The 24385-nt window shown below is 70.8% G+C and carries 29 protein-coding genes; 10 read left to right on the top strand and 19 right to left on the bottom strand.

The genetic code is table 11. The features are described 5' to 3' along the window. Positions 1-5: 5 nt before the first annotated feature. Entirely contained in the window at positions 6-656 is a 651-nt protein-coding gene (locus ACIA8R_RS15825; RefSeq protein WP_357700646.1) for a heme-copper oxidase subunit III, read from the bottom strand. Positions 657-863: 207 nt separating this feature from the next. On the opposite strand from ACIA8R_RS15825, the gene ACIA8R_RS15820 reads away from it, so the two are divergent. Further along, positions 864-1262: a hypothetical protein gene (locus tag ACIA8R_RS15820; protein WP_364091499.1), complete on the top strand. Its 399-nt coding sequence runs from the start codon at positions 864-866 to the stop codon at positions 1260-1262. A gap of 6 nt (positions 1263-1268) precedes the next feature. Then, complete coding sequence (trpD, locus tag ACIA8R_RS15815; RefSeq protein ID WP_357700648.1) at positions 1269-2315, top strand: anthranilate phosphoribosyltransferase; 1047 nt, start codon at positions 1269-1271, stop codon at positions 2313-2315. Positions 2316-2422: 107 nt separating this feature from the next. Here trpD and ACIA8R_RS15810 read toward each other — a convergent pair whose 3' ends face one another. The 4 genes from ACIA8R_RS15810 to ACIA8R_RS15795 form a co-directional block, all read right to left on the bottom strand. Then, positions 2423-3592 carry an Ig-like domain-containing protein gene (locus tag ACIA8R_RS15810; RefSeq protein ID WP_357700651.1) on the bottom strand — a complete coding sequence of 390 codons (1170 nt, stop codon included), beginning with the start codon at positions 3590-3592 and terminating at the stop codon, positions 2423-2425. A 178-nt stretch (positions 3593-3770) separates the two neighbouring features. Next, positions 3771-4184, bottom strand: a complete 414-nt coding sequence (locus ACIA8R_RS15805) for a cytochrome c oxidase subunit 4 (RefSeq protein ID WP_352353336.1) — start codon at positions 4182-4184, stop codon at positions 3771-3773. Next, complete coding sequence (gene ctaD / locus ACIA8R_RS15800) at positions 4184-5845, bottom strand: cytochrome c oxidase subunit I (RefSeq protein WP_364091382.1); 1662 nt, start codon at positions 5843-5845, stop codon at positions 4184-4186. The genes ACIA8R_RS15805 and ctaD overlap by 1 nt, the downstream gene beginning before the upstream one ends. Further along, entirely contained in the window at positions 5842-6675 is an 834-nt protein-coding gene (locus tag ACIA8R_RS15795) for a cytochrome c oxidase subunit II (protein WP_364091384.1), read from the bottom strand. Before ACIA8R_RS15795 ends, ctaD begins: the two co-directional genes overlap by 4 nt. Positions 6676-6817: 142 nt before the next feature. On the opposite strand from ACIA8R_RS15795, the gene ACIA8R_RS15790 reads away from it, so the two are divergent. The 3 genes from ACIA8R_RS15790 to ACIA8R_RS15780 are packed head-to-tail and all read left to right on the top strand — an operon-like array spanning position 6818 to position 8684. Continuing rightward, a complete protein-coding gene (locus tag ACIA8R_RS15790; RefSeq protein ID WP_364091386.1) occupies positions 6818-7960 on the top strand; it encodes an aminotransferase class V-fold PLP-dependent enzyme in 1143 nt (380 codons plus the stop codon). Further along, entirely contained in the window at positions 7957-8202 is a 246-nt protein-coding gene (locus ACIA8R_RS15785; protein ID WP_352353344.1) for a sulfurtransferase TusA family protein, read from the top strand. Before ACIA8R_RS15790 ends, ACIA8R_RS15785 begins: the two co-directional genes overlap by 4 nt. 53 nt (positions 8203-8255) lie before the next feature. Then, a complete protein-coding gene (locus ACIA8R_RS15780; RefSeq protein ID WP_364091388.1) occupies positions 8256-8684 on the top strand; it encodes a CBS domain-containing protein in 429 nt (142 codons plus the stop codon). A gap of 53 nt (positions 8685-8737) precedes the next feature. Here ACIA8R_RS15780 and ACIA8R_RS15775 read toward each other — a convergent pair whose 3' ends face one another. Further along, positions 8738-9724: a carbohydrate kinase family protein gene (locus ACIA8R_RS15775; RefSeq protein ID WP_357700662.1), complete on the bottom strand. Its 987-nt coding sequence runs from the start codon at positions 9722-9724 to the stop codon at positions 8738-8740. A 108-nt stretch (positions 9725-9832) separates the two neighbouring features. Next, positions 9833-10186 (bottom strand): iron-sulfur cluster insertion protein ErpA, encoded by a 354-nt coding sequence (gene erpA, locus ACIA8R_RS15770; protein WP_125630793.1) that lies wholly within the window; start codon positions 10184-10186, stop codon positions 9833-9835. Between the two features lie 157 nt (positions 10187-10343). Between erpA and nadA the strand changes: the two genes are divergently transcribed. Further along, positions 10344-11501 carry a quinolinate synthase NadA gene (gene nadA / locus ACIA8R_RS15765; RefSeq protein ID WP_364091391.1) on the top strand — a complete coding sequence of 386 codons (1158 nt, stop codon included), beginning with the start codon at positions 10344-10346 and terminating at the stop codon, positions 11499-11501. An 81-nt stretch (positions 11502-11582) separates the two neighbouring features. Here nadA and ACIA8R_RS15760 read toward each other — a convergent pair whose 3' ends face one another. The 6 genes from ACIA8R_RS15760 to ACIA8R_RS15735 all read right to left on the bottom strand — a co-directional run bounded on the left by ACIA8R_RS15760 (position 11583) and on the right by ACIA8R_RS15735 (position 16168). Next, positions 11583-12185, bottom strand: a complete 603-nt coding sequence (locus ACIA8R_RS15760; protein WP_397038898.1) for an SIMPL domain-containing protein — start codon at positions 12183-12185, stop codon at positions 11583-11585. A 66-nt stretch (positions 12186-12251) separates the two neighbouring features. Next, on the bottom strand, positions 12252-13595 hold the full coding sequence (locus ACIA8R_RS15755) for an alpha/beta fold hydrolase (protein ID WP_357700668.1): 1344 nt from the start codon (positions 13593-13595) through the stop codon (positions 12252-12254). A 25-nt stretch (positions 13596-13620) separates the two neighbouring features. Beyond that, on the bottom strand, positions 13621-14178 hold the full coding sequence (locus ACIA8R_RS15750) for a hypothetical protein (RefSeq protein ID WP_357700670.1): 558 nt from the start codon (positions 14176-14178) through the stop codon (positions 13621-13623). Between the two features lie 6 nt (positions 14179-14184). Beyond that, positions 14185-15084 carry a zinc metalloprotease HtpX gene (gene htpX / locus ACIA8R_RS15745; protein WP_397038896.1) on the bottom strand — a complete coding sequence of 300 codons (900 nt, stop codon included), beginning with the start codon at positions 15082-15084 and terminating at the stop codon, positions 14185-14187. Positions 15085-15089: 5 nt separating this feature from the next. Then, the gene (locus ACIA8R_RS15740) at positions 15090-15368 is read right to left on the bottom strand and encodes a hypothetical protein (RefSeq protein WP_357700674.1); all 279 of its coding nucleotides are present in this window, start codon (positions 15366-15368) and stop codon (positions 15090-15092) included. Beyond that, positions 15365-16168 carry a PspA/IM30 family protein gene (locus tag ACIA8R_RS15735; protein WP_357700676.1) on the bottom strand — a complete coding sequence of 268 codons (804 nt, stop codon included), beginning with the start codon at positions 16166-16168 and terminating at the stop codon, positions 15365-15367. The genes ACIA8R_RS15740 and ACIA8R_RS15735 overlap by 4 nt, the downstream gene beginning before the upstream one ends. Before the next feature lie 124 nt (positions 16169-16292). Here ACIA8R_RS15735 and ACIA8R_RS15730 point away from each other — a divergent pair, with 124 nt between their 5' ends. Next, positions 16293-16904, top strand: a complete 612-nt coding sequence (locus ACIA8R_RS15730; protein WP_397038894.1) for a DUF3043 domain-containing protein — start codon at positions 16293-16295, stop codon at positions 16902-16904. A 123-nt stretch (positions 16905-17027) separates the two neighbouring features. Here the strand turns inward: ACIA8R_RS15730 and ACIA8R_RS15725 are convergent, their stop codons facing one another. Continuing rightward, the gene (locus tag ACIA8R_RS15725; RefSeq protein WP_397038892.1) at positions 17028-17978 is read right to left on the bottom strand and encodes a hypothetical protein; all 951 of its coding nucleotides are present in this window, start codon (positions 17976-17978) and stop codon (positions 17028-17030) included. Positions 17979-18034: 56 nt separating this feature from the next. On the opposite strand from ACIA8R_RS15725, the gene ACIA8R_RS15720 reads away from it, so the two are divergent. Next, entirely contained in the window at positions 18035-19033 is a 999-nt protein-coding gene (locus ACIA8R_RS15720) for an aldo/keto reductase family protein (RefSeq protein WP_364091400.1), read from the top strand. Between the two features lie 61 nt (positions 19034-19094). Here ACIA8R_RS15720 and ACIA8R_RS15715 read toward each other — a convergent pair whose 3' ends face one another. Beyond that, the gene (locus ACIA8R_RS15715; RefSeq protein WP_357700684.1) at positions 19095-19301 is read right to left on the bottom strand and encodes a hypothetical protein; all 207 of its coding nucleotides are present in this window, start codon (positions 19299-19301) and stop codon (positions 19095-19097) included. 204 nt (positions 19302-19505) lie between these two features. On the opposite strand from ACIA8R_RS15715, the gene ACIA8R_RS15710 reads away from it, so the two are divergent. After that, positions 19506-20489 (top strand): bifunctional adenosylcobinamide kinase/adenosylcobinamide-phosphate guanylyltransferase, encoded by a 984-nt coding sequence (locus ACIA8R_RS15710; protein WP_364091403.1) that lies wholly within the window; start codon positions 19506-19508, stop codon positions 20487-20489. A gap of 39 nt (positions 20490-20528) precedes the next feature. Here the strand turns inward: ACIA8R_RS15710 and ACIA8R_RS15705 are convergent, their stop codons facing one another. Further along, positions 20529-21329, bottom strand: a complete 801-nt coding sequence (locus ACIA8R_RS15705; protein ID WP_357700688.1) for an ATP-binding cassette domain-containing protein — start codon at positions 21327-21329, stop codon at positions 20529-20531. Between the two features lie 35 nt (positions 21330-21364). On the opposite strand from ACIA8R_RS15705, the gene ACIA8R_RS15700 reads away from it, so the two are divergent. Then, complete coding sequence (locus tag ACIA8R_RS15700) at positions 21365-22108, top strand: adenosylcobinamide-GDP ribazoletransferase (RefSeq protein WP_397038889.1); 744 nt, start codon at positions 21365-21367, stop codon at positions 22106-22108. 42 nt (positions 22109-22150) lie between these two features. Here the strand turns inward: ACIA8R_RS15700 and ACIA8R_RS15695 are convergent, their stop codons facing one another. From ACIA8R_RS15695 to ACIA8R_RS15685, 3 genes are read right to left on the bottom strand one after another with little or no spacing between them, the layout of a single operon-like run. Next, positions 22151-23038: a CPBP family intramembrane glutamic endopeptidase gene (locus ACIA8R_RS15695; RefSeq protein ID WP_364091407.1), complete on the bottom strand. Its 888-nt coding sequence runs from the start codon at positions 23036-23038 to the stop codon at positions 22151-22153. Further along, positions 23035-24000, bottom strand: a complete 966-nt coding sequence (locus ACIA8R_RS15690; protein WP_397038887.1) for a hypothetical protein — start codon at positions 23998-24000, stop codon at positions 23035-23037. Before ACIA8R_RS15690 ends, ACIA8R_RS15695 begins: the two co-directional genes overlap by 4 nt. Then, entirely contained in the window at positions 23997-24344 is a 348-nt protein-coding gene (locus ACIA8R_RS15685) for a GntR family transcriptional regulator (RefSeq protein ID WP_357700696.1), read from the bottom strand. Before ACIA8R_RS15685 ends, ACIA8R_RS15690 begins: the two co-directional genes overlap by 4 nt. Positions 24345-24385 lie beyond the last annotated feature (41 nt).

Genomic DNA, 24385 nt, shown 5'->3' with positions numbered 1-24385 from the left:
GTTCCTTAACGAATGATGTAGATGGTCGCGAAAAGACCGATCCAGACGACGTCTACGAAGTGCCAGTAGTAGGACACGACGATCGCGCTGGTGGCCTGCTCATGCGTAAAGCGCTTCGCGGCGTACGTGCGTCCCAGCATGAACAGGAACGCGATCAGGCCACCGGTCACGTGCAGGCCGTGGAAGCCCGTCGTCAGGTAGAACACCGAGGTGTAGGCGTTAGCGGACAGGGTCGCGCCCTCTGACGCCAGCTCGCCGTACTCGTACAGCTGACCGGCGACGAAGACCGCGCCCATCAGGAAGCTGACGAAGTACCAGAAGCGGAGCTTGCCGACCTGCCCCTTCTCCGCGGCCCACACGCCAAGCTGGCACGTCACACTCGACAGGACCAGGATGATCGTGTTGACCGTCGCGAACGGGATGTTCAGGTGAGCGCCTTCTGCCTCAATGCCTGCAGGAAGGAAGGCAGGGCCCCACTCGATGCCCTTCCCCTCGCTCACCGACCGGATGGTGAAGTACATCGCGAACAGCGCCGCGAAGAACATGAGCTCAGAGGACAGCCAGACGATCGTCCCGACACTGACCAGGTTCGGCCGTCGGTACGACTGTGCTGTCGTCGTCGAAGTTATTGCGGATGCTGTCGCCACGGGCAGCATTATTGCGGCTCCGGTGTTCGGTCCGGCCAACGACCCCCCGTTAGGAGGAACAAACCGGCCATCAACCTGGGATAATTGGGACAAAACGCCTGTCAGACCCGGTGGCCTGGGATTGCATCCCGACGCAACGGTACGATCCAGGTGACCATACAGCTTCGAGCGATAGTGAGCGCGAAAGTGACGTCCTCTGGGAGCACCGACGACACGATGAGGGTCCTCGTCTACAGCGACGACGCCACCACCCGGGCCGAGGTCCGCCAGGCGATCGGCCGGCGGCCGGCGGCCGATGTGCCCCTCGTCGAGATCATCGAGTGCGCCACCGAGCCCAAGGTCCACCAGTGGCTCGGCTCCGGCGAGATCGACGTGGCGGTCCTCGACGGCGAGACCCAGCCCGCCGGCGGCATGGGCGTCTCCCGTCAGGCCAAGGACGAGGTCTACGACTGCCCGCCCGTCTGCCTGATCATCGCCAGGCGCGACGACCGCTGGCTGGCCGACTGGTCCAAGGCCGACGCCGTCGTGCCGCAGCCCATCGAGCCCATGGTCCTGGCCGACACCGTGGCCGACCTGATGCGCCGCCGTTCCGCCACCCGACTCAACGCGAAGTAGGTGCTCATGGACTCCCGGACGACCTGGCCCGCCCTGTTCTCCGCGCTCCTTTCCGGCGAGCATCTGACGGCCGACGAAGCGGCCTGGGCGATGCGGGAGATCTTCTCAGGCAATGCCACCTCCGCCCAGATCGCGGGCTTCGCGCTGGCCCTGCGCGCCAAGGGCGAGACGGTGGCCGAGGTGGTGGGCCTGGCCCGGACGATGCTGGAGTTCTCCACCCCGCTGACGGTCGAGGGGCCCGTCCTCGACGTCGTGGGCACGGGCGGCGACCGCGCCCACACCGTCAACGTCTCCACGATGGCCGCCATCGTGGCCGCCGCGGCCGGCGCCCGGGTCGTCAAGCACGGCAACCGGTCGGCGTCCTCCCTGTGCGGCGCCGCCGACGTCCTGGAGCACATGGGCATCAGGCTCGACCTGACGCCGGAGCAGACCGCGCGGGTGGCGCGCGAGGCGGGCATCGCCTTCTGCTTCGCCCCCGTCTACCACCCGGCGCTGCGCTTCGCCGGGCCGGCGCGCAAGGAGATCGGCGTCCCGACGGTCTTCAACTTCCTGGGCCCGCTGACCAACCCGGCCCGGCCCAGCGCCCAGGCCATCGGCGTCTACGACGCCCGGATGCTGCCCGTCATCGCCGGGGTCTTCGCCGAGCGCGGCGTGTCGGCGCTGGTGTTCCGCGGCGACGACGGGCTCGACGAGCTGACCATCACCGGCACCTCCACGGTGTGGGTGGTCCGCGACGGCACGGCCACCGAGGCCAGGTTCGACCCCGCGGTGCTGGGCATCCCCAGGGCCGACGCGGGCGCGCTGCGCGGTGGCGACGTGCAGTTCAACGCCCAGGCCGTGCACGACCTGCTGGGCGGCAAGCAGGGGCCGGTGCGCGACGCCGTCCTGCTCAACGCCGCCGCCGCACTGGTCGCCCACGACGGCGCCGGCGACGACCTCGACTCGGCGATGCTCAAGGGCTACGAGCGCGCCAGGCAGGCCGTCGACTCCGGCCTGGCCTCCGACACGCTGCGCCGCTGGGTCGAGGTCAGCAGCTCCTACCGCCCGTCGTGACCGTGAGCGCGCCCCTGAGGCGCGCTCACGTCTTCTGGCGGTACCGTGGCACGAAAGCCCTGGCAGCGCCTTCACGGCCTGCTCAGGGCCGTGCGGCGGTCACCCGGTCAGAAGGTGATGCTCGGGCCGTCCTTGAGCGTGCTCCACTTGAGCCATTCCTTCCAGTTCTCCTGCCAGTGTCCCCACCCGTTGGTGGGCTCCAGCTTCCGCGGCGACCCCGTGATGATGATCGGGTCCCCGATCAGGGTGTTCTTGATGAACCAGGCCGCGTCCTCCGGGCTGACGTTCACGCAGCCGTGGCTGACGTTGGAGTTGCCCTGCGAGCCGACCGACCAGGGCGCGCTGTGCACGTACTCGCCGCTGTTGGAGATGCGCACGGTGTTGTAGACGGTGAGCTGGTAGTAGCCGGACTGGCCCGGGCCGATGCCGGGCGAGGTCATGACGGTCACCGGCTCCCTCGACATCGCCAGGTGCACGCCCGAGGTGGTGTAGTACTTCCACTGGCCGCCCTGTCCGGCGCTCATCGGCATGGTGCGGATGCGCTTGCCGTCGCGACGGACCGTCAGCACGTGCTCGTCGGTGGTGCCCTTGGTGATCTGGGCACGGCCGATCTTGAAGTCGAGGGTGACGTCGCGCTTGCCGTACAGGCCCGGGCCGCCGCGCACCCCGGCCAGCTTCGCCTCCAGGCGGACCTTCGTGTACGCCGGCCAGTAGTCCTCCGGCCGGAAGTCCACGTGGCTGTCGTCGAACCAGTGCCAGGCCCCCTCCACCGGCTTGGAGCTGCGGATGGTGAGGTTGCGCTCGACGGCCACCCGGTCGCTCACGGGCTTGTCGAAGGCGATCATGACGGGCATGCCGATGCCGACCGTCAGCCCGGTGTCGTCCCTGTTGGGGGTGACCGTCTGGATGTCGAACGTCTTGTCGCCCTTGACCGTGGTGAACGTGCTGGAGGTCTCGCTCTGCTTGCCCGAGGCGTCCACGCTGACGACGGTGACCGTGTAGCCGGCGCTGGGCCGGGCGGTGGCCGTGCTGCGCCAGCGGGTGCCATCGCCGCTCAGGACGCCCTTGAGCCGCCCGGCCTTGCCGCCGTCCACCCGGACGCTCTTGATCGTGCCGCCGTGGGCGGAGACCACCACGGCCTGGTCGGTGGCCACGTTCACGGCCTTGTCCTGCGGCGTGATCGCCACCGCCGGCTGCCGCGCGACGGCGGCCAGTTCCTTCGTCTCGTTGGCCTCGCCGCTCAGCGAGCACGCCGTGAGCAGGGCCAAGGCCAACAAGCCTGCCGATCCGTTCGCCAAGCGCCTCACGAGTGCCCCCCTCGCCCAAGATCCAACCTTCTCCTCCCTTATTACCCTGAGTGATCTATTCACGACATCCGCCACCTGGTAAAGAACACGAAAAAGCGGGCGTCCTCCCCTATGGGAGAGACGCCCGCTTCGAGGTGCTAGGGGTTTCTCAGTGCGAGAAGTTGCCCCGGTAGTACTGGAACACGAACCCGATCATGGCCATGATGATCAGGAACACGCCGATCAGGAACATCCAGAACCCGATCACGAACCCGGCGAAGGCGAAGGCCGCCGCCAGGCACAGGAACAGCGGCCACCAGCTGCTCGGGCTGAAGAAGCCGATCTCGCCCGCGCCGTCGCTGATGTCGGCCTGCTTGTCGTCCTCCGGCTGGGCACCGATGCGCCGCGCGGTGAACATCAGGTAGTAGCCCACCATGAAGGCGAAGCCGACCGAGATCGCCATGGCGGTGGTGCCGACGGGCTCACCGTGACCGGTCGCGGCCTTCGTCCAGAACCAGTAGCCGACGTCGACACCGGCGAAGAACAGGCCGCACAGCAGGAACAGCCAACCCTGGACCTTCATCAGGCCTCCACCTCCTGGGCGGACTTGGCGGACATGTGCGGGTAGTGCAGGTCGAACGCCGGGCGCTCGGACCGGATCCGCGGCAGCGAGGTGAAGTTGTGCCGCGGCGGCGGGCAGGAGGTCGCCCATTCGAGCGAGCCGCCGTAGCCCCAGGGGTCGTCGACGGTGACCTTGGGCGCCGAACGCCAGGTCTTCCAGACGTTGTAGAAGAACGGCAGCGTCGAGGCGCCCAGGATGAACGCGCCGACCGACGAGATCATGTTCAGGTCGGTGAAGCCGTCGGCCGCGCTGTAGTCGGCGTAACGCCGCGGGAAACCGATCATGCCCAGCCAGTGCTGGACGAGGAAGGTGGTGTGGAAGCCGATGAACAGCAACCAGAAGTGCACCTTGCCCAGCTTGTCGTCGAGCATCTTGCCGGTGAACTTGGGCCACCAGAAGTAGAAGCCGGCGAACATGGCGAACACGACCGTGCCGAAAACCACGTAGTGGAAGTGGGCGACGACGAAGTAGGTGTCGCTGATCTGGAAGTCGAGCGGCGGCGAGGCCAGGATGACGCCGGTCAGGCCGCCGAGCAGGAACGTGATCAGGAAGCCGACCGAGAACAACATCGGCGACTCGAACGACAGGTGACCCCGCCACATCGTGCCGATCCAGTTGAAGAACTTCACGCCCGTCGGCACCGCGATGAGGAACGTCATGAACGAGAAGAACGGCAGCAGGACCTGCCCGGTCGGGAACATGTGGTGCGCCCAGACCGTGATGGACAGACCGGCGATCGCGATGGTGGCGCCGACCAGGCCGATGTAGCCGAAGATCGGCTTACGGCTGAAGACCGGCAGGACCTCGGTCACGATGCCGAAGAACGGCAGCGCGATGATGTACACCTCGGGATGGCCGAAGAACCAGAACAGGTGCTGCCACAGGATAGGCCCGCCGTTGGCCGGGTCGAAGATGTGCGTGCCCAGCTTCCGGTCGGCCTCCAGGGCCAGCAGCGCGGCGGCCAGCACGGGGAAGGCCATCAGCACGAGCATGCTGGTCAGCAGGACGTTCCAGGTGAAGATCGGCATGCGGAACATGGTCATGCCGGGGGCGCGCATGCAGATGATCGTGGTGATGAAGTTCACCGAGCCGAGGATCGTGCCGAGGCCCGACAGGGCCAGGCCCATGATCCACAGGTCGCCGCCGATGCCGGGCGAGTGGATCGCGTTCGACAGCGGCGTGTAGGCGAACCAGCCGAAGGAGGCCGCGCCGCCCGGCGTGAGGAAGCCGGACACGGCGATGATGCTGCCGAACAGGTAGAGCCAGTAGCTGACCATGTTCAGACGCGGGAAGGCCACGTCGGGGGCGCCGATCTGGAGCGGCATCAGCTCGTTGGCGAAGCCGGCGAACAGCGGCGTCGCGAACATCAGCAGCATGATCGTGCCGTGCATGGTGAACAGCTGGTTGAACTGCTCGTTGCTGGTGATCTGCAGCCCCGGCTGCGCCAGCTCGGCCCTCATGATCAGCGCCATGACGCCGCCGATCAGGAAGAAGGCGAACGACGTGATCAGGTACAGGTGTCCGATGATCTTGTGATCAGTCGAGGACAGCCACTTGGCGATGATCTGGCCCTTGGTGACGGGCCGGACCGGTGCGCGAAGCGGTTCTTGGATGGCGGTCACTGGGCACTTCCAGCCTGGGTCGCGATGTACTTGTCGAACTCAGCCTGCTTGACGAGCTTCACCTTGAACAACATCCGGCTGTGGTCGACACCGCACAGCTCGGCGCACCGGCCGGCGTAGATGCCCGCGCGGTCGTCGCCGAGGGTCTTGATCTCGAACTTGCGCCCGGGGTTGCCCTCCGGGATGCCGGGGATGATGTCCCGCTTGAACAGGAACTCGGGCACCCAGAACGAGTGGATCACGTCATCGGTCGACAGGTCGAACTCGACCTTGGTGTTGGTCGGCAGGATCAGCTCGGGGCCGTTGCGGTAGTCGCTCACCGGCATGCCGGGCACGGGCTGCAACGTCTTGCCGTTGTAGGTCGTGGTGAAGCGCCAGCTCCACTGGTACGCCTCGACCTTGACCTTGACGGGCGCGTCGCCTGCGACGTCCGTGAGGACCTTGCTGTCGCGGGCGGTGAAGAAGAAGAACACCGACACCATGACGAGCGGGACCACCGTGTAGAGGATCTCGATCGGCAGGTTGTAGCGCACCTGGGGCGGCAGCTCGGCCTTCCCCTTGCGCTTGCGGTGGAAGATCGCGGCCCAGACGATCAGGACGATGACGACGACGCCCGTGGCGAGTGCGGCGATCCAGGCCCCGTTCCACAGATGCTGAACGACCTTGGCCTGCTCGGTCACGCCCTCGGGCAGCAGGCCGTTGGACCAGTCGAACTTGGGAACGTCATTAGCACACGCCGTAGCAGTGGCCAGCAGCAACGCCAAAGCGGCGGCGCGCGGCACCCTGCGCCGGGCCAACGAACGCCGCGTCGTACGGCGAGTCGGACTCACGGATCGCCTACCCCACAGATGAAGCCCAAGAGTCTTTCCCTTGGGTGCTCGTATTTCCAAATGCACAGCTGATTGCAGACACATTAGCGTGCAGGTGTCCCGCCCTACCGCGCGACCCCTCGATGGCGCCGCAAGTGGGACGATGTGTCTCGTGGCGTATTTCGACGCGGCCTCGAGCGAGCCGCTGCACCCTCAGGCACGCGAGGCGCTGCTGGCGGCGATCGACGTCGGCTGGGCCGACCCCGCGAGACTGTACACCCAGGCCCGCCGCGCTCACCTGCTGCTGGAGCAGGCCCGCACGGAGGTGGCCGAGGCGCTCGGCGCGCGCCCCGACGAGGTGTCGTTCACCTCGTCCGGCACGCAGGCCGCGCATCTCGGCGTGCTCGGCACCCTACACGGCAGGCGCAGGGTCGGGCGTCATCTGGTCACGGGTGCGGTCGAGCACTCCAGCGTGCTGCACGCGGCCGGCGTGCACGAACGCGACGGCGGCACGGTCGAGACCGTGGGCGTGAATCTCGAAGGCCGGGTCGACCTCGACGCGTTCGCGCGCGCGGTCGCGGCTCCCGGCACCGCGCTGGCCTGCCTGCAGACGGCCAACCACGAGGTCGGCACGGTGCAGCCGGTCGCCGAGGCCGCCGCCGCGTGCCGGGCCCACGGGGTGCCGCTGCTGGTCGACGCGGCCCAGACCGCGGGCCGCATGCCGATCCCGCCCGGCTGGTCGGTGCTGACCGCGAGCGCCCACAAGTGGGGCGGTCCGGCCGGGGTGGGCGTGCTGGCGGTGCGCAAGGGCACCCGTTTCCGCTCGTTCCTGCCCGAGGACGAGCGGGAGCGGCGGCGGGTGCCGGGGTTCGAGAACGTGCCGGGCATCGTGGCCGCGGCGGCGGCGCTGCGGGCGATGAGCGCCGAGGCGGCCCAGGAGCAGGCGCGGCTGTCCACGCTCGTCGCCAGGATCAGGGAGACCGTCCCGAAGATCGTGCCGGACGTCGAGGTGATCGGCGACCCGGTCGGCCGGGCGCCCCACATCGTGACCTTCTCCTGCCTCTATGTCGACGGCGAGGCGTTGCTCACCGAGCTGGACAAGGCCGGATTCGCCGTATCGTCCGGAAGCTCGTGCACCGCTAGTACGCTTCGTCCATCGCACGTCCTCGAAGCGATGGGCGTGCTGACGCACGGGAACGTCCGGGTGTCGCTGCCCAGGGGCACGTCCGCCGCCGAGGTCGACCGGTTCCTGGCCGTGCTGCCCGAGCTGGTACGCCGCATCCGGCACGACGCAGGAGTCGCATGACCGAGGTAACTCAGCCGTCATTGACGATCGACGCGCTCGGGAAGAAGTGCCCGATCCCGATCATCATGCTCGCCGAGCAGATCAACCACGTGCCGCTCAACGCCGTGGTGGCGGTGCTGGCCGACGATCCGGCGGCCTACACCGACGTGCCGGCGTGGTGCCGGCTGAAGTCCCACCGCCATGTGGCCTCGTACGAGCTGCCCGAGGGCGGCTGGGCCATCCACGTGATGCGCAACTACTGATGGTTTGTGGGTAGGGCCCTCCCCTGAGGGCACTTCGACCATTCGGGGGAGACATGGCCAAGGCGAACGAGACCGCCCGCGACGTGATGAGCACGGGCGCGGAGTGCATCGCCGCGCACGAGACGCTCGACCGGGCGGCGCAGATGATGCGCCACAGCAACGTGGGCGCGCTGCCCGTGTGCGGGCCCGACGACCGGGTGACGGGCATCATCACCGACCGCGACATCGTGATCAAGTGCGTCGCGGCCGGTCACGACCCGGCGCAGGTGACGGCGGGCGAGCTGGCGACCGGCCTGGTCTGGGTCCCGGCGGACGCCACCGTGCAGGAGGCGCTGACGCGCATGGAGGAGAACCAGATCAAGCGGCTGCCCGTGCTGGAGGGCGACCGCATCGTCGGCATGATCAGCGAGGCCGACCTCGCCCGCTGCCTGCCCGACGACCAGCTCGCCGAGTTCGTGCACCGGGTGTACGCCAGCCGCTGACGTCGGCGCGGGATCGCCCCGCCACGCCGTACGGCGGGCGGGGCGTACGGCTGTCAGGGGTGGTAGCAGCGCACGTGGTCGGCGATCTCGGCCGCGGCCTCGGCGCCGTAGGCGGCCGAGAAGCGCTCCAGGAAGACCTTCTGCCCCAGCTCGTACTCCTGGCCGCCGACGCGCTCCAGCACGTGCGTGGCCGTGAGGTTGCCGATCTGGCCGCAGCGCTCCAGCGGCAGGCCCCAGGCCAGGCCGGACAGGAAGCCGGCGCGGAAGGCGTCGCCGACGCCCGTGGGGTCGGCCTTGCCCCGCTCGGGGGCCGGGGCGACCTGGATGGAGGGCTCGCCCTTGCGGTCGATGACCGCGCCCTTGGGGCCGAGCGTGGTGATCCGGACGCCGACCCGGTCGAGGATCTCCTCGTCGGACCAGCCGGTCTTCTGCTCGATGAGCCCCTTCTCGTAGTCGTTGGAGAACAGGTACGCGGCGCCGTCGACGAGCTGCCTGATCTGCTCGTCCGCCATGCGGGCGAGCTGCTGGGAGATGTCGGCGGCGAAGGGGATGCCGCGCTGGCGGCACTCGTCGGTGTGCCGCAGCATCGCGTCGGGGTCGTTGGGGCTGATCAGCACCAGGTCGAGCCCGCCGAGCCGGGTGGCGACCGGCTGCAGCTCGATCAGCCGCGCCTCGGCCATCGCCCCGGTGTAGAAGGAGGCGATCTGGTTGTGGTGCTCGTCGGTGGTGCACAGGAAACGCGCGGTGTGCTGCGTCTCGGAGATGTGCACGGACTCGCAGTCGACGCCGTGGCGCTCCAGCCAGGAGCGGTAGTCGGCGAAGTCGTTGCCGACGGCGCCCACCAGGATCGGCTTGAGGCCGAGGCAGCCCATGCCGAAGGCGATGTTGGCCGCGCAACCGCCACGACGGATCTGAAGGTCGTCGACCAGGAACGAGAGCGACACCCGGTCGAGTTGCTCGGCGATGAGCTGGTCGCCGAAGCTTCCTGGGAACGTCATCAGGTGGTCAGTCGCGATGGAGCCGGTTACGGCGATGCGCACGGGATTCTTCTTCCTCGTTGTCAGCAGGCCAATGAGCCCCCCGAGAATACGCGAAGGTCCCGCTCGCACAAAGGCGGGCGGGACCCCACGGACCGAAGCCGTGACCCCTTAGTTGAACGAGTCGCCACAGGCACAGGAGCCGGTGGCGTTGGGGTTGTCGATGGTGAAGCCCTGCTTCTCGATCGTGTCGACGAAGTCGATGCTGGCGCCCAGCAGGTACGGGGCGCTCATGCGGTCGGTGACCACACTGACGCCGCCGAAGTCCGTCACCACGTCACCGTCCATGGAACGGTCGTCGAAGAAAAGCTGGTAGCGCAGGCCGGAGCAACCACCCGGCTGCACGGCGACCCTCAGCTGCAGACCCTCCTCGCCCTGCTGCTCCAGCAGGCTCTTGACCTTCGCGGCGGCCGCGTCAGTCAGGATCAGGCCCTGCGTCGTGGTCTCGCTGCTCTCAACCGTCATCTGCTGACTCCCTAACCCGGCTGTCTGATTCCGACGTCCTACTGATGACGCTACCAACACCTCGCCCATGCCACACATTCCCGGGTCCCCTACCCCCGGAATAACCACATTCGTCCGTGTGTCATAGTGAGTATCGTCAAATCGACGATAAGGGGGTATGGCGATGGCCACCCAGACCGGTCTGCCGCTCTTCGTCCTCGGGCAGGGCGCCGATCCGCACAGCGAGAAGGGCGTCGAGTGTCCCGGCGAGCTGCCGCCCGCGTCCGACCCTGACCTGGTCGAGCGCGCCCGCAAGGCCAAGGAGGCGCTGGGCGACCGCCTGTTCGTGCTGGGCCACCACTACCAGCGCGACGAGGTCATCCAGTTCGCCGACGTGACGGGCGACTCCTTCAAGCTCGCCCAGCAGGCCGCCGCGCGGCCCGAGGCGGAGTTCATCGTCTTCTGCGGCGTGCACTTCATGGCCGAGTCCGCCGACATCCTGACCGGCGACGCCCAGAAAGTGGTGCTGCCCGACCTCGCCGCCGGGTGCTCCATGGCCGACATGGCCACGTTCGACCAGGTGGAGGAGTGCTGGGAGGCGCTTGAGGACGCCGGTCTGGCCGGCGAGGTGGTCCCCGTCACGTACATGAACTCCAGCGCCGACATCAAGGCGTTCTGCGGGCGCAACGGCGGCGTGGTGTGCACCTCCTCCAACGCCAAGAGGGCCCTCGACTGGGCGTTCGAGCAGGGCCGCAAGGTCCTGTTCCTGCCCGACCAGCACCTCGGGCGCAACACGGCGGTCCTGGAGATGGGCATGTCGCTGGAGGACTGCGTGGTCTGGAACCCCCACCGCCCCGGCGGCGGGCTGACCCGCGAGCAGCTCGACCGGGCGCGGATGATCCTGTGGAAGGGCCACTGCTCGGTGCACGGCCGCTTCACGGCCGAGTCCGTCGACGACGTGCGCGCGCGCATCCCCGGCGTGAACGTGCTCGTCCACCCCGAGTGCCGGCACGAGGTGGTGCTCAAGGCCGACCACGTGGGCTCGACCGAGCACATCATCAAGACCCTCCAGGCCGCTCCCGCCGGTTCGAGCTGGGCCATCGGCACCGAGCTGAACCTGGTCAAGCGGCTGGCCACCATGTTCCCCGACAAGAACGTCTCGTTCCTGGACCGCACGGTCTGCTACTGCTCCACCATGAACCGGATCGACCTGCCGCACCTGGTGTGGGCCCTGGAGTCGCTCGTCCTGGGCGACGTCGTCAACCGGATCACGGTGGACGAGGACACCGCCCACTGGGCCAGGGTCGCCCTGGACCGCATGCTGGCCCTCCCGTAACGCCCTCCCCTCGCGGGGAGGGACCCGGCCCGTGGCGAGGAGCGCCCGCCCTCGCCGCGGGCCGGCGTGCTCATGCCGCCGTCAGGCGAAGTCGTAGCCGACGCGGACGTTCACCGTCAGGGTCTGGCGGCCCGGGCTGACCGAGGAGCCGGCGTCGGCCGCCGCGGCCATCGCGAACAGCGGCTGGGGGCCGCCTCCCCGGACCTCCTCGGAGATCGACACGACCGGCCCGAGCGGGCGTCCGGCCAGCTCGGCGTACTGGGCGGCCTTGGCCGCGGCGTCCCTGAAGGCGCCGGTCCTGGCCTCGCCGAGGACGGCCGCCGGGTCGGACAGCTCGAAGGTCACGCCGTTGAGCCGGGCCTCCTCGCCCACGCCGGCGACCGTGTCGATGACGGCGTCGGCCCGCGACAGGTCCCTGACGACCACCTCGACGCCCTGGGCCGCCCGGTAGGCGGAGACCTTCGGGTAGACCTCGTACTCGGGGCCGAGTGAGAGCTCGACCGTGCGCACGTCGTGGGCCGCGATCCCGGCCCCGGCCAGCGCGTCGGCCAGCCGGGCCGCGGCGGCCCTGACCGCCGTGAACGCCTCGGACGCCGACGACCTGCGCACCTCGACGCCCGCCAGCAACCGCAGGACGTCGGGCGCGGCATGCACGCTGCCCTCACCGACGACGGAGATGTCCACGCCTGCCCCCCTCGACTGGGTTCGCCTCGATCCTACGGGCGTGTCCTGCCCCCGCCTACGGCCGTGTCACACGGCGTCCACGATCGACCCAGGATCGTCCAGCTCGATCCGGCGCCCCGAGCCGGGCAGCAGGACGAGCTTGGCGTCGAGGTAGCCCGCCAGGCGCTCCTGGCGGGCGTCCCGGGCGCCGGCGCCGAGTACGGTGACCGGGATGTCGGGAAAAGGGTGACCGGCCCTGATGCTGCGGAGGTCGGCGGCCATGTCGCGGCGGGCCAGCCACTCCCCCGCCACCGCCGCGGGCACCTTGCCCATGCGGTACACGCCGAACGGGTCGCCCGTGCCCGTGACCAGGCGGTGCGCCGGCGGTCCGGCCAGCCGGGCCAGCACGTTCGCGCCCCACGTGCCGCCCAGCGCGGGCAGCCACGCGCCCAGGACGGCGGCGAGCGCGAGCGGCCGGCGTCCGGGCGGCGGGCTCGGGTCCACCAGGACGAGCTTGGCCACGCACAACGGGTGCAGCCGGGCGAAGGCCTCGGCGTGCCAGCAGGACAGGCCGTGCGCCACCAGGGTGACCTGGGACGGGTGCGAGGGGGCCAGCGCGGCCAGCCGGGCCACCTCGGCGTACAGGGTGGGCCGGTCGGTCGCCGGCGGGCTGAGCCCGAGCCCCGGCCGGTCGAAGCGCACGACCCGGTGGCAGGCGGCCAGCCCGGCGGCCACGGCGTCCCAGTGGAACCAGGCGCCGCCGAGGCCCGCCGTGATGAGCACGCCGGGGCCCGCGCCCTGGTCGACGACGTGCGGGGGGCCGCAGTGGGCCTCCTCGCCGTCGTGGACGAGCAGCCTGAGCGCCACGTACACCACCCAGACGGCGATCATCGTGAGCTGGATCCGGTGCGCGACGCCGGCGAGCCGCCCGGCGGCCAGGGCGACCAGCATGAGCCCGGTGGCTCCCGCGCTCAGGCCGGTGAACAGCCACGACACCCATGAGCGCCAGCGCGCCGACAGCAGCGCCATGGCGGTCAGCACGGCCGTCATGGCCAGCGCGCCGGCCACCATGTGGAGCCGGTGGGCGATCCCGTCGCCGACGCAGGTGGGGTCGCTGAGCACGGCGCAGTCGAGCGGGATCAGGCCGGAGACGACCGTCAGCAGCCCGAACGCGGCCAGCGCGAGCCAGCCCGCCCACTCGCGCGCCACCCTCGGCAGCGTCGCCACGGCCGCCAGGCAGGCCAGCCCGGACAGCACGTCGCTGACCCGGAACAGGCGCGTCCAGGGCTGGTCGCGGGCGGCCAGCTCGCTGACGTAACCGTCGGTCCTGTCCACGGCGGGCGTGGTGAACTGGCCGGTGATCCACGCGCTGTACAGCACGGCCGCCACGATGAGCGCCGATGCCGCGGCGATGAACAACCTTCGCTCCACGTGATGATTACATCACCAGCCGTGGTCAAAGGCCCGGAGCACCCCATACCGGGAACCATCGGCTGAGGTCGGCCTCCAGTGGCAGCTCGCCCTCCAGAGCCCCTCGGACCTGCAGTTCGAGGGCGTTGTCACGCCTGTTCCCGGGCAGCGGCGCGAACGGGTAGAACGTGCCGCGCTTGTACAGGTACACGACCGCCAGCCGCTTCCCGCCGGGATCGGCGAACGACACCAGCGAGCACAGCAACGAGGGCCCGAACCCGGCCGACTCCAGCGAGGAGTTGACCGCGTGCAGCTCGGTGACCAGGTCGCCGACGGCGTCCGGCGTGCGGCGGACCAGCAGCCAGGTGTAGCCGTAGCCGTCGTCGGACTCCTCGACGCGCCCGCCGAGCAGCGCCTTGACGTCGCTCTCCAGCGTGGCGAACGCGCCGCCCTCCGCGGCCCTGAACGACACCGAGCCGAGACCGGTGGGGACGAGACCGGTCGCGGCCTGGAGCGTCACGGCCGCGGACGGCAGCGCGAACAGCGCGTCGAGGTTGGGCTTGACCGGCTTGGACCGGCCCAGCAGCGAGTCGAGCCAGCCCATGCGGCCTCAGCCCCTTCCGAGCTGCTTGGAGATGGACGCGAGGAGTTCCAGCCGGCGTTCCAGCGGCGGGTGCGTCGAGAACAGGTTCGCCAGCGTCTCCCCCCTGGCCAGAGCCGGGGCGAAGTAGAAGGCGTTGAACGGCGCCGCCTCGCGCAGGTCGGTCGTCGGGATGCGCGCCATGTCGCCGGTGACCTTGGTCAACGCGCTGGCCAGGGCCGATGGACGCTGCGTGAGCAGGGCTCCGGCCCGGTCGGCGGCCAGCTCGCGATAGCGCGACAGGGCTCTGGTGAGCAGGAAGCTGACGGCGTACACGACGATCGAGACGAGCATGATGATCAGCCCGACCGGTATGCCGCCCTGGCCGTTGTCCCGCCGCCCGCCGAAGCCGGCGTACAGGGCGAACCTCGTCATGAGCCCCGCGACGATGCCCAGGAACGAGGCGATCGTCATGACGGCGACGTCGCGGTGGGCGACGTGCGACAGCTCGTGGGCCAGGACGCCTTCGAGCTCCTGCGGCTCCAAGCGGCGCAGGATGCCCGTCGTCACGCAGACGACGGCCCGCTTCTGGTTGCGGCCGGTGGCGAAGGCGTTGGGGACGTCGGAGTCGGCGATCGCCACCCGTGGCTTGGGCATGTCGGCCAGCGCGCACAGCCGGTCGATCAGGCCGTGGAGCTCGGGGGCCTCCTGTGGGGAGACCTCCCGTCCGTGCATCGCGAACAGGGCGATGCGGTCGGACAGGAAGTACTGCACCAGCAGCAGCCCCCCGGCGAGCACCAGCACGGTCAGGGCGCGCACGCCGAGGGCGATCAGCACCCCGACGAACACCACGTACAGCAGCCCCAGCAGGAACATCGTCACGACCATGCGGCGGGTCAGGCCGCTGTCGGACGCGAACCGCGTGCTCACGGGGATCAGCCCGGAATGAGGCCTTGGTCGCCCAGCATCTCCCGGACCTCCTCGATCGAGGCGTCCGCGGGGGGAAGGATCAGCTCTGACGGCTCAAGGCTGTCGTCGGGAAGCGCCTTGCCCACATGGCGCACCTTGTCGAGCAACGCGTGCAGCTTGACGCGGAAGGCCTTCTCGTCACCGGTCTCGATGGCGGCCTCAAGCTCGCTGTCGAGCTCGTTGAGCACCGTGATGTCGTCCGGCGAGATCTCGACCTGGCCCTCGCCCATGATTCTGACGATCATGCGTTCTCCCCGGGCTGACGCAGCTGCTGGGTGTGACCCTGCTGCGGCTGGGCCTGCTGCTGGGGCTGCCCCTGCTCGATGGCGCTCTTGGGCGCCGGGCCCTGGCCCAGCTCGGACTTCATCCGGGCCAGCTCCAGCTCGACGTCCATGCCGCCGCCCATGCGGTCGAGCTCGGCCTGGATGTCGTCGCCGCGGGTGCCGCTGAAGTCGTCGAGCGCGCCGCTGGCCAGCAGCTCGTCGATCGCGCCCGCGCGGGCCTGCATCTGCGCCGTCTTGTCCTCGGCGCGCTGGATCGCCAGGCCGACGTCGCCCATCTCCTCCGAGATGCCGGAGAACGCCTCGTTGATGCGCGTCTGGGCCTCGGCGGCGGTGTAGGTCGCCTTGATCGTCTCCTTCTTCGTGCGGAAGGAGTCGACCTTGGCCTGCAGCCGCTGGGAAGCCGTGGTCAGCTTCTCCTCCTCGGCCTGCAGGTTGTCGTGCTGGACCTTGAGGTCGGCCATCTGCCCCTGCAGATTGGACCGCCGCTGCAGGGCCTCACGCGCGAGGTCCTCGCGCCCGACGGACAGCGCCTTGCGGCCCTGGTCCTCGTAGCGCCTGGCCTGGGCCTCCAGGCCGTTGATCTGCAGTTCTACCCGCTTGCGCGAGGTGGCCACGTCGGCCACCCCTCGACGCACCTTCTGCAGCAACTCGAGCTGCCGCTGATAGGAGTAGTCAAGCGTCTCGCGCGGATCCTCCATCTTGTCCAGGGCCTTGTTGGCCTTGGACTTGAAGATCATCGAAAGTCTCTTCATCACGCTCATGCGCGTCGGCCGTCCCCTTCTAGGTCGTGCTGGTGTTCACCCAATGCAGCGCAGCCGCCTTGGGATTACCCTACGCATAACGCACGGGGGCGTCACTAAGTTGCAGTCCAGGTAGGGTTGACGTGTGTTGCGACGCCGATCCCAAACCTCCGTGGACGACACCCCCGTCCCCGTTGACGATCCTAAGCCCCAGGGTAAAGGTCGTCCCACACCCAAGCGCCGGGATGCCGAGGGCAGACGACGCCAGCCGGTCTCCGCGCCGAAGGACCGCAAGGAGGCCTATCGGCAGATGCGGACCAAGCAGGCCGCCGAGCGCGACCGGGCCCGCAAGGGCATGCTCGCAGGTGACGAGCGTTTTCTTCCCGTTCGCGACAAGGGTCCGGCGCGCAAGTTCGCGCGCGACTGGGTCGACTCGCGGCGCCTGCCGAGCCAGTACTTCCTGCCGTTCTCGCTACTGATCCTGCTGGCGACCTGGGTGCCGTGGCCGATCGAGGTCCGCGCGAAGGTGCTCAACATCGTGATCGCGGTCGGCTGGCCGATCATGATGGTCGGCGTCCTGTTCACCTCCGTCTACGTGGCGTGGAAGGTGAAGAAGGAGGTCGCGGCCAAGCTTCCCAACGAGAGCGTCAAGGGCGTCGGCTTCTACGCGGCGATGCGGGCTTTGCAGATCCGCAAGCTGCGGTTCCCGCCGCCCACGGTGCTTCCGGGCGGCAAGCCCGCACCGCCCAAGAAGTAGCCCTGTTTTCCCGATTTTTCGGGAAAATGGCCTATCGGCGACGCCCGCGTGCCCATCACCGTCCGGTGGTGGGCACTCGTGCTTCCCCCTCACCACTTTCCGGCCCCGCCTTCCGGCCCGCCTTCAGCGTGCCGGTTTCCAGCGCAGGTGGCCGCGGGTGACGACCGGGCGGCGGCCGTCGATCGTCCCGCCGCGTTCGAGGGCGTCGGCGACGGTCCGCAGCAGCGTGTACGACGACCGCAGCCGCCTGCTCGTGGCCCCGGACACCGTCCCGTCGGCGGAGCTGACGGTGGCGTACTCGGTGGCGTACGCCGTGACGCCGTCGGAGGCGGTGTAGGACAGGAACGGGATCAGCAGGCCGTCCCAGGTGCCGGCCGGCCGGCGGGCGCACATCTCGCGCCAGGCGTCCCTGATGCCGCGGACGGTGAGCTGCTGGCGCGCCCCGGGGCGGAAGCCCAGCACGCCGGCCCCGCGCGCGCCGTTGTGACGCAGCAGGGAGGCGCGCAGGGCGTCCGGGAAGTCCACGCCCATCTGCGACTCGGCCACGGCGATCGTGCGCGCCCTGACCGGGCCGCCGAGCGTGCGGTAGGTGCGGGGGGCGTTGCGCCTGAGCCAGCGTTCGATGCGCCGCCACTGGCCGTCCACGGCCCGCTTGACGTCGGGCGCGACCCTGCGGGGGTCGATCGGGCGGCGCCGGGGCGCGCAGTTGGGGGCCTGGGCGGCGGACGCGGCCGGAGTCGGCTCGCCGGTCGCCACAGGGTCGGCCGGAGGCTCCACGGGCGTCGCGTTCCCGGTGTGGACCGGGAACGGCTCCTGCTGCTCGGTGACGGCGCGCACGAGGGCCGGGGCGCCGCGCTGCACCGACGTACCCATCAGGGCGAACCCCAGCGTCAGGGCCACGACGACCGCGATGACCAGCCACGACAGGACCGTTCCCGCACCTCGGGCCCGCCGTACGGGCGCGGGGACGGACGGCGGCGGCTCGGCCCGCGACAGACGGGCACGGCGGCGCAACCGCACCGCGAGGGCGATCAGGACGGCCGCGGTGAGAGCCTGGCGGACGAGCTTGAGCACGTCGCGCACCCTATCCCGAAACGAATCGGCTCATGTGACGCTCTAAGGTCGAATGTATGGAATTCCGACACCTCGGCCGCAGCGGTCTCCTGGTCAGCGAGATCAGCTACGGCAACTGGCTCACCCACGGCTCCCAGGTCGAGGAGGACGCCGCCAAGCTGTGCGTGCAGGCGGCGCTCGACGAGGGCATCACCACCTTCGACACCGCGGACGTCTACGCGGGGACGAAAGCCGAGGAGGTGCTCGGCCGGGCGCTCAAGGGCGTCCGCAGGGAGTCGCTGGAGATCTTCACCAAGGTCTACTGGCCCACCGGCCCCGGCAAGAACGACCGCGGGCTGTCCCGCAAGCACATCACCGAGTCGATCAACGCCTCGCTGCGCCGCCTCCAGACCGACTACGTCGACCTGTACCAGGCCCACCGCTTCGACAACGAGACGCCCCTTGAGGAGACGCTCAAGACGTTCGACGACCTCGTACGGCAGGGCAAGGTGCTCTACGTCGGCGTCAGCGAGTGGACGGCCGAGCAGATCGGCCGGGCGCTGAAGATCGCCGACGAGATGGGCTTCGACCGGATCGTGTCGAACCAGCCCCAGTACTCGATGTTGTGGCGGGTCATCGAGTCGGAGGTCGTGCCGCTGAGCGAGCGTGAGGGCGTCGGCCAGATCGTCTGGTCGCCGATCGCGCAGGGCGTGCTCACCGGCAAGTACCTGCCCGGCCAGCAGCCGCCGCAGGGCTCGCGGGCGACCGACGCGAGCGGCAGCGCCATGATCGCGCGTTACCTGAACGACGACGTGCTCACCCGCGTGCAGGAGCTCAAGCCGATCGCCGACGACCTCGGCCTGACCATGGCCCAGCTGGCCGTCGCCTGGGTGCTGCAGAACCCGAACGTCTCCAGCGCCATCGTCGGCGCCACCCGCCCCGAGCAGGTGCGCGACAACGTCAAGGCGGCCGGCGTCAAGCTGGAGGTCGAGGTGCTCAAGCGCATCGACGACGTGCTCGGCACGGTCGTGGAGCGCGACCCGGCCAAGACGGTGAGCCCGGCCACCCGTCCTTGACCCGAGGTGACGAGAACCCCTTGAGCCGCGATGCGCTCAAGGGGTTCTTCCTTTTCCCGGATCACTCCGGACGCAATGACATCCCGGTGTATTCGACGCGGTCCTCGTCGAGCAGCGCGACCTGCTCGACTCCGGATTCGAGCAGGTCGCGCCAGTTCTCCCCGAGCCAGGACTCCGCATCGGCCTGACTCGGAAAAATCTCTCGCGGCAAAGGGCGGTCCGTCACCTCACCACCATTTGCATCTTCATAACGCCACCGCCATGTCATGCCATACGCTCCTTCTCCGCGGGTTCGCCGGCGCTTTCCCTCCGACGGCACTGGAACCCTACTCCCGAGCTCGGAAGTCCATCGAGGCCGCGCGCGTGCCGTGTCGCGGCGGGGCCGGCGGGGTCGTCCTGGGGGTGGCCGTCCGGCTCGTCGTCGTGTGCGGCCTGGCGGGCGGTTCTTGTCCGGGCGCGTAGCCTCTGGGCGGTGAAGCTTCTTCTCTCCGGGACCGCAGGTGAGGCGGGATGGCCCGCGGACGGGTGCGCGTGCGCCTCCTGCGCCCGGCTCCCCCGCCATGGTCGCCGCCCCTTCGACCTGGTCGTGGACGACGTGGCCCGTTTCCCCTTCACCGGCGACGGCGCGTTCGGCGACGGGCTCGGGCTGGCGGGGGCCGGGGCCGAAGCCGTCCTGTGCCTGCCGCCGGGCCGCGAGCCCCCCGCCGACGGTCCCGCGCGGTACGACGTCGTCGTGCTCGACCTGCTCGACCGCCCGCAGCGGCTCGGCGAGCTGCGCCGGGCCGGGCTGGCCGACGACCGCACCACGGTGGTGGCCGCGTGGCTGGACCACCGGATCAGGTCGGAGGAGGAGCTGGCCAGGCGGCTGCGGCTGTGGGGGGCGGTGGCCGTGCCGGACGGGACGGTCCTGGAGAGCGGCCGGACGGTACGCGGGACGCCGCCGCGCCGGGCGTTGCTGCTCGGCGGGTCCAGGTCGGGCAAGTCGGCCGAGGCGGAGCTGCGGCTGGCGGCCGAGCCGTACGTCACCTACGTCGCCACCGGCGGCGACGGCGCGGCGGACGGCGAGTGGGCGGCGCGGGTGCGGGCGCACAAGGAACGGCGGCCCGCGCACTGGGACACGGTCGAGACCACGGACCTGGCGGGTGTCATCGGCGCGGCGAGCACGCCCTTGCTGATCGACGGGCTGGGCACGTGGCTGGCGGCGGTGTTCGACGAGCACGGGGCATGGGACGGCGACCGCGCGCCGGTCGAGCGGCGCTGCGCGGAGCTCGTCGCGGCGTGGCGGGGCACGCCGGTGCCGCTCGTGGCGGTCTCGGACGAGGTGGGGATGGGCGTGGTGCCCGCCACGTCCGCCGGACGGGCCTTCAGGGACGCGCTCGGCAGGCTCAACGAACGGCTCGCCGCCGAGTCCGAGTACGTCGCCCTGGTGGTCGCCGGACGCCCCCTGGAGCTCTGACCCCGCGAGCGGGAGTCCACGACCTCCGGAAGAAGGGCCTTACGGGCGGACGGCTCTGGCGTACCAGCGGCCGTCGAGGCGGTCCACCTGCAGCGGCCGGCCGAAGCAGTCGGACAGGTTGCCGGCCGTGAGCACCTCCGACACCGGCCCCGCGGCCAGCAGCCGCGAGTCGCGCATGAGCAGCGCGTGCGTGGTGGTCGCGGGCACCTCCTCCAGGTGGTGGGTCACCGTGACCGTGGTCAGGACGGGCCGGGTGGCGGCCAGGTGCTCGACCGCGGTGATGAGGTCCTCGCGCGCCGGCAGGTCGAGCCCGGCGAACGGCTCGTCGAGCAGCAGCACGGCGGGCTCGGCCATGAGCGCCCTGGCCACCCTGACCCGGGCCCGCTCCCCTTGCGAGCACACCCGGAACGGCCGCTCGGCCAGGTCCTTGCAGCCCAGGTCGGCCAGCAGGCGGCCGGCGCGTTCGCGCTCGGCGTCGCCGTACTTGTCCCACAGCGGGACGCTGGTGCCGGTGTGGCCGGTCAGGACAACCGTGTGGGCGGTGGCGCCCTCCTGCTCCATCAGTTCCTCGTCGACCAGCCGCTGGCTCGCCGCGACCAGGCCGATGTGGCGGCGCAGCTCCCGCAGGTCGATCCGGCCGAGCCGGTGGCCGAGCACGCTGACCGTGCCCTCGCTCGGGTGGCGGACCGCTCCGGCCAGGGAGAGCAGGGTGGTCTTGCCCGCGCCGTTGGGGCCGAGGATCACCCAGTGGTCGCCGTACTCCACCTGCCAGTCGATGGCGTCGAGCAGCGTTTTGCCGACAACCCGGACAGCTACACCTTCGAGTTCAAGCACGTGCATTCCCGCCACATTAGTCGGCCCTAGGATCGGTCGTTATGCGGCTTGCTGAGCTGCCCCATGGGCTGCGCCTCGCGATCGGCACGCTCAGCGCCGTTCCCGTGCGGGTCGAACGGGTCGATCGGGAGGTCGCCGGGTGGGCCATGGTGGCGGCTCCGGCGGTCGGGCTGGGGCTCGGCGCGGTGGCGGGCCTGGCGCTGCTGCTTCCTGGGCCGCCGCTGCTGGGCGCGGGGCTCGCGCTCGCGCTGCTGGCCGCGCTCACCCGCGGGCTGCACCTGGACGGGCTGGCCGACCTCGCCGACGGCCTGGGCAGCGGCAAGCCCGCCGACGCGGCCCTCGACATCATGAAAAAGTCGGACATCGGGCCGTTCGGGGTGATGACGCTGGTCCTGACGCTGCTCGTCCAGGCGGCGGCGCTGACCGGGGCCGGTTACGCCGCCCTGGTGACCGCCTGCGTGGCCGGGCGGCTGGCGCTCGCCTGGGCCTGCCGGGCGAGCGTGCCCGCCGCCCGTCCGGGCGGGCTCGGGGCGATGGTGGCGGGCACCGTGAGCGCTCCGGCGGCGTGGCTCGCCACGCTGGCCGCCCTCGCGGTGAGCGCCGGGCTGGGGCTGGCGGCCGGGACGTGGGCGCCGCCGTTCGCGCTGGCGGCCGGGCTCGGGGCGGCGCTGCTGCTGCTCCGGCACGCCCGGCGGCGGCTCGGCGGCGTCACCGGCGACGTGCTCGGCGCGCTGGTGGAGACCGGTACGGCGGCCGCGCTCGTGGTGTGCGCGATCCTGGGCTGACCCAGCGGCTCGCCCACGCGGCCACGGAGGACGGGGTACGGGTCAGGCGACCGGCTGCGGGGCGCGGGTCCGGAGGGTGCGGAGGAGGATCACGCAGAGCAGGGCGAGCGGGACCCACCCGACCAGCCCGGTGAGCCCGGACACCGCCGTGTCGGGCGGGGCCGCGGCGTCCCCGAGCAGCAGCACGGCCGGAAGGACCGCGTTCAGCGAGCCGTGCGCGACCACGCAGGGCCACACGCTGCCCGTACGCAGCCGCAGCCAGCCCACCGCGATCCCGGCCAGCACGCAGAAGCCGATGAACTGCAGCGCCGCCCACGACCCGAGGCTCGGGTAGTTGTAGCCGAGCAGGGTGAGCGGGGCGTGCCACAGCCCCCAGATCGCGCCGGACAGCGCCAGGCCGCCGATCGCCCCGTACGTGGACGACAGCCGCGGCAGCAGCCAGCCGCGCCAGCCCCACTCCTCGCCCAGCGCCGGGATGGCGTTGAGCACCGGGCCCGCCAGCACGCCGATGGCGATCTGCAGGTAGAGGGCCGGGCCCGGGTCGGCCGGCGGCCGCACGCCCGCGGCTTCGAGCGTGGCCCGGTAGAGGCTGAACCGGTCGAGGTCGAGCGGGAACAGCCCGACCGCGGTACTGAGCCCGGCGCAGACGGCGATCAGCAGCGGCACGCCCAGCCAGGCGGCGAGCACGTACCGGCCGGTGCGGCCCTTGCTCTCCCCCAGCGTCAGGCCGGTCTCGGCGGCCCACCGCCGCCAGGGCGCGCGGGACAGCGCCCACACGCCGAGCACCCCGGCGGTGGGGGTGAACATCATGACGGCGGCCAGCCCCTTGGCCGCGGGCGAGGCGAGACCGGCGCCGAGCCAGATGGGCAGCGCCACCAGCCAGGACAGCCCGAACGCGAGGACGAGGAAGACGGCGAGCTGCTTTCTCATGACCGGACACGCTCCGCGACGAGGGCGTTGATGAGGGACGCGCCGCTCTCGGCGTCGTCGATGCTGATCGCCAGCCGGCCGCCGGAGCGGTAGCCGACGACCAGGCACTCGCCGCCGCGCAGCATGATGGTGGCCATGCCCGGGATGCCGCGGAAGCCCCAGCCGCCGACCTCGCTCGGCCTGCGGACCTCCGTCCAGGCCCGGTCGATCTTCGACAGCGGGATCCTGCGCGCCGGGAAGCCGAGCGGGCCGAAGCCGATGACGAGCGCGTCGCCGCCGACCCGTACGGTCAGGCCGGCGGTCGCCAGCCCGACGACCATCGCGATCACGGCCCCGGGCAGGGCCGAGGCCAGCGTCGCGGCCGAGACCGCGCCGGCCAGGCGCAGCCCGCAGAGCACCGCGACGGCCGCCGCGGCCACGAGCGCCAGCGCGACCAGCCACGGGTTGACCAGACGGCTGACCCAGACCGTGCGCCGGCCGGGCCGCAGGCGCATCGCCGGGGGCGGCTGCACGGCCTGGACGGGGTCGGGCGCGCCCCTGCCGAGGTAGCCCGCGAGCACGCCCACGCCGAGCGACCCGACGACGACCAGCGGGACCTGCCAGCCGGAGAGGCTCGCGGCCGTCCAGTCGGGCACGTCGAGGTTGGCCGACAGGGTGAAGGCCTGGGTGCCGAGCACCAGGACCCCGCCGCCGAACAGCCCGCCCCACCACAGCGCCCGCCCGTTCCTGTGCCGCAGCGCCCAGCCGCGCGCGGCGACGGCCAGCAGCGCGACCCACACCAGGGTCCACACCGCGGCCACCGTCAGCACGTGGGCCTGGAAGGAGGCCGAGTTGTCGACGCCTCCCGCGTTCCAGTGGGTGGCCAGCGGTTCGGGCAGCCGGTCGCGCAGCGCCATCGGGCCAAGGACCAGGGCGGCGGTGACGGCCGCGCCCCACGCCGCGGCGGCGACTCGTGGGTTCATGGCAGATCCTCCAGGATGGTGATGAGGTCCTCACGGCGGTAGCCGTGCCTCTCGGCCTCCTCCAGCAGCTCGCGGGCCCGCTGCACGAGCAGCGCGCGCCCGTCGGCCCGGCCCGCGACGCTGACCCCGCGCCCCCGCCTGAACTCCAGCAGCCCCTCGTCGCGCAGGTCGCGCAGCGCGCGCAGCACGGTGTTGGGGTTGATGCCGAGCACCCTGGCGAGGTCGCGGGCCGGCGGAAGGCGGTCACCGGGCGCGTAGGAGCCCTCGCCGATGGCACGGCGGATGGCGCCGGACACCTGTTCGTGGAGGGGCCGTGCGTCGTTGAGATCGAGCGCGAGCAACATGATGCTAATGACACTAGCACCAAGAAACGGAATGCGCGCGA

This window comes from Nonomuraea sp. NPDC051191 (assembly GCF_044455665.1).
Lineage (GTDB): Bacteria > Actinomycetota > Actinomycetes > Streptosporangiales > Streptosporangiaceae > Nonomuraea.
The sequence above is the reverse complement of the archived record's forward strand: the minus strand, read 5'-3'. Positions and strand labels throughout refer to the sequence as shown.